This is a genomic window from Nocardioides sp. (assembly GCF_035703625.1).
Lineage (GTDB): Bacteria > Actinomycetota > Actinomycetes > Propionibacteriales > Nocardioidaceae > Nocardioides.
Genome location: NZ_DASSXS010000029.1, coordinates 1 through 4,066 on the forward strand (window position 1 = coordinate 1; position 4,066 = coordinate 4,066).

Sequence of the window (4,066 nt, forward strand, 5' to 3'; positions counted from 1 at the left end):
TTGGGCGGCGATCTGGCCGAGCTCGCGCATGTCCTCGTCGCGGCGGTCTCCGGCGGTGGCGATGATCCCGATCCGTGAGGGCCGGGCCATGTCGTGGCTCTCCTCCATCGAGTCGCCCACGCGGTCCACGAAGTCGCCCAGCGCCTTCATGCCGGGCGCGTTGTGGCAGTAGTCGACGATCACGTTGATCCCGTTGACCTCGACCTCGTTGAGGCGTCCGGGGGAGAGGTAGTAGTTGGTGGAGAACGTCCGGAGGCCCTGGCGGATGTCGTGCAGCGGTGCGCCCGCGGCGAAGGCGGCCGCTGCCGCGGCGAGGGCGTTCTGCACGTTCATCCGCGCGCGACCGCCGAACGTCGCCGGCAGCAGGTGGGTCCAGGCGAGCTGCATCTCGCGCCGACCGTGCTTGACGACGATCATCTCGCCGCGGTCGGACGGGTTGAGGACCAGCGCCTTGCCCCCGCGGCGGCAGTGGGCGTCGATCATGTCGCGCACCTCGGAACCGGGCTCCTCCATGGAGATCCACACGACCTGACCCGAGCAGCGCCGCCGCATCGCGCGGACCAGCGGGTCGTCGGCGTTGAGCACGGCGTGGCCGTCACGCGGGACCGCCTCCACCAGGACCGCCTTGACGTCCGCGAGCTGCTCGACCGTGTCGACGCCGCGCAGGCCGAGGTGGTCGGGCTGCACGTTCAGTACGACGGCGACGTCGTTGCGCTCGTAGCCGAGCCCCTCACGCAGGATTCCGCCACGTGCCACCTCGAACACCGCGAAGTCCACGCGCGGGTTCTGCAGCACCATGCGGGCCGACCGGGGGCCCGAGGCGTCGGAGCGGATCAGGAGCCGCTCGTCGATCACGATGCCGTCGGTCGAGGTCATGCCGACCTTGCGGCCCATCCCCTTGAAGATGTGGGAGATCATCCGCGAGGTCGTGGTCTTGCCGTTGGTTCCGGTGACCGCGACGATCGGGATCCGCGCCGGCGCCCCCGGCGGGAAGAGCATGTCGACCACCGGCTTGGAGATGAACTGAGGCTCGCCGATCGTCGGGTGGGTGTGCATCCGGAACCCGGGCGCCGCGTTGACCTCGCAGATGGCGCCGCCGGTCTCGCGCACCGGCTCGGTGATGTCGGGACAGATGAAGTCGATGCCGGCGATGTCCAGCCCGATCATCCGGGCCGCCTCCTCGGCGATCTCGACGTTCTCCGGGTGCGCCTCGAAGGTCCGGTCGATGGAGATGCCGCCGGTGGACATGTTGCCGGTGAGGGTCAGCTTGACGGTCTCGCCCTGCTCCGGCACCGAGTCCAGCTTGTGGCCCTGGCTGGCCAGCAGCTCCTCGGCGGCGGCGTCGACCCTGATCCGGGTCAGGACCTTCTCGTGGCCCACACCGCGGCGGGGGTCGGCGTTGGTCAGGTCGACCAGCTCCTGGACCGTCGAGTGGCCGTCGCCGACGACGTGGGCCGGCACCCGCTCCGCGATGGCGGCCACGCGGCCGTCGATGATCAGGCAGCGGTAGTCCTTGCCGGTGATGAACGACTCGACGATCACCCAGCCGCGCCGCGACTGCTCCTGGGCGACGGGGAACGCCTCGCGGACGTCGGCCTCGTCGCGCAGGTCCAGGCAGACCCCGCGGCCATGGTTCCCGTCGAGCGGCTTGACCACGACCGGGTACCCGATCCGGTTGGCGACCTTGACCGCCTGGTCCGCGCTGCGGACCGAGTCCTGCCGGGGCACGGGAAGGCCGGCGGCGCCGAGGAGGCGGGTGGTCAGGTCCTTGTCGGAGGCGATGTCGACCGCGATCGAGCTGGTCGCCGATGTCATCGTCGCCCGGATCCGCTTCGCGTGGACTCCTTGCCCGAGCTGCACGAGCGAGTGCTGGTTGAGCCGGATCCACGGGATGTCGCGGGAGACGGCCTCGTCGAGGATGGCCTGGGTCGACGGGCCGAACGCGGTGCGCTGGGCGCGCTTGATGAACGCCTCCAGCTGGCTCTCCCAGTCGAAGTCGCGGTCGGCCTCGACGAGGTGGTTGACCAGCCGCACGGCGAGCTGGCCGGCGGCCAGGCCGACCTGCTCGTCGGCGTACCCGTAGATCACGTTGTAGACGCCGGGCGACCCCTTCACCTGGCGGGTCTTGCCGCGCCGGATGTCGTGGCCGACCACCTGCTGGAGGGCCAGGGCGCAGTGCTCGGCGACGTGACCCAGCCACGTGCCCTCGTTGAGCCGCTCGACGAAGCCGCCGCGGCGTCCCCGCGAGCAGGAGTGCTCGCGCAGCCCGGGCAGCATCTGCAGGAGGTTGTCGGTGAAGCCGGGGAGCGTGTTGGTCGGGAAGCTCTCCAGGGAGCCGAGGTCCACCACGAGGTGGATCGACTGGTCGTAGGACCAGACGTTCGCGCCCCGATAGACCCGGGTCTCGAGGAGCTGGAGATCGGGAGTGGGACGTTCGGTCATGACGAGGCTCCGTCCTGATGTGTGGGGTCCTGATGTGTGGGGTCGTGATGTGCGGGCTGCGTCTTCCTGCGGGTCCGGGCCCGGCGCCGGCGCAGGGCACTGGGCGACACGTCGTCGGCGGCGATGTCGCGCGCCAGCTGGCGGAGGTCCTTGCCGGCCTCGGCCATCTCGGCGGCCTCGGCCGGGTCGGCGAACCGGGGAGGCGGGACCAGGGTTCGGGTGGTCAGGTCGAAACGGGAGCCATGGGGCAGGACGTGCAGCACCACGCCGCTCGACAGCAGCGGCGAGGCCCGCTTGGCCTCGTAGGCGTTCGTGACGATCCGGGCCGGGTCGAAGATCGTCACCGCACCCTTGCCGACCACCCGGAGGATCTCGTGGTCCTCGACCTCCTCCACGACGGCCGCGGTGTCCTCGTCGACGCCCACCCCGAGGAGCGACGGAGACTCGCTGACGATCATCAGCAGGCGCCCGTAGCGGTTGCGCTGCTCGAAGTGCTGGTCGATGACGCAGGACTCGAGGAGACCGAGGCCGGCCGCCACCTGGGTCATCCGCTGCTTGGGTGTCGACCCCGGTCCGCCGAAGGCGACCATGTGTGAGGACTGGATGCTGGCGCCGGCGGAGGTGCCGGCGATCACGACACCACGCTGGTGCGCGTCGATCAGCGCGTCCCCGAACGGCGTCCCGCAGATCACGGCGGACAGCTTCATCTGGTTGCCGCCGGTCATGAACACCCCGGTGACGTTGCCCAGCTCGGCCACCAGCTCGAGGTCGTGCGCCTGCTCGCGGCTCTCCGGTCTCACCGAGATCACGTCGGCGGCGCCCAGGCGGCGGAACAGGGCGTCGTACACCTCGACCACCTCGGGCCCCAGCGACGAGGCGGTGGCGATCACCGCGATGCGCGCCTCCTCCCCACCGGCGGCTCCCACGAACTCGGTCAGGATGGCGCGCTGGCGGAGCTTGTCCTCGGCGCCACCGATGATCATGAGCGGTCCGGAGGGCATGACAGCGAGGCTAGGGCATGTCAATGTGAGCCCGTGCAGCAGGATTCCCGCCGTCTCGTCGTGGTGCGACACGCGAAGGCCGAGCAGTCCGCGGAGACCGACCATGCCCGGCGGCTCCTCGATCGCGGCCGGGCCGACGCCACGGCGGCCGGCCGCTGGCTGGCCGGTCTGGGCGTCGCGCCCGACCACGCCCTGGTCTCGGCTGCGTCGCGTGCGGTGGAGACCTGGACGGCCCTCGCGTCGGGCGCCGGCTGGGACCTCCAGCCCGCCGTCGACGAGGGGCTCTACACCGCCGGCGCGGACACGGCTCTCGACCTGCTCCGCGGCGCGCCCGCCGACGCGCGCGTGGTCGTCGTCGTGGGACACAACCCGACCATGGCCCAGCTGGCGCAGCTGCTGGACGACGGGGGCGGGGACCCGGAGGCGCTGACCGCGATGATGTCCGGCTTCCCGACGAGCGCCGTCGCGGTCTTCGAGTACGACGGCGCGTGGGCCGACCTCGACCTCACCAGCGCCCGGTTGGTGGCCTTCCACGTCGGCCGGGGCGAGCCGGCGTCCTAGGGGATGGGCGGCGACGGGGTGACGATCCCCGCCTCCGCGTCGGCGGCCTCGATCTCCTCGCG

Annotated in this window: 3 protein-coding genes; 1 reads left to right on the forward strand and 2 read right to left on the reverse strand. The window is 71.4% G+C overall.

Annotated elements, in window-relative coordinates; translation table 11 throughout:
* Both cphA and VFN12_RS01265 read right to left on the reverse strand, forming a co-directional pair.
* Positions 1–2,442: cyanophycin synthetase (gene cphA, locus VFN12_RS01260; RefSeq protein WP_325116727.1), on the reverse strand; the 2,442-nt coding region annotated here is incomplete at its 3' end.
* Positions 2,439–3,443, reverse strand: coding sequence for a cyanophycinase (locus VFN12_RS01265; protein ID WP_325116728.1), 1,005 nt, complete (start codon positions 3,441–3,443; stop codon positions 2,439–2,441). The genes VFN12_RS01265 and cphA, both read right to left, overlap by 4 nt.
* 33 nt (positions 3,444–3,476) lie before the next feature.
* Between VFN12_RS01265 and VFN12_RS01270 the strand changes: the two genes are divergently transcribed.
* A complete protein-coding gene (locus tag VFN12_RS01270; protein WP_325116729.1) occupies positions 3,477–4,004 on the forward strand; it encodes a histidine phosphatase family protein in 528 nt (175 codons plus the stop codon).
* The last annotated feature ends 62 nt before the right edge of the window (positions 4,005–4,066 follow it).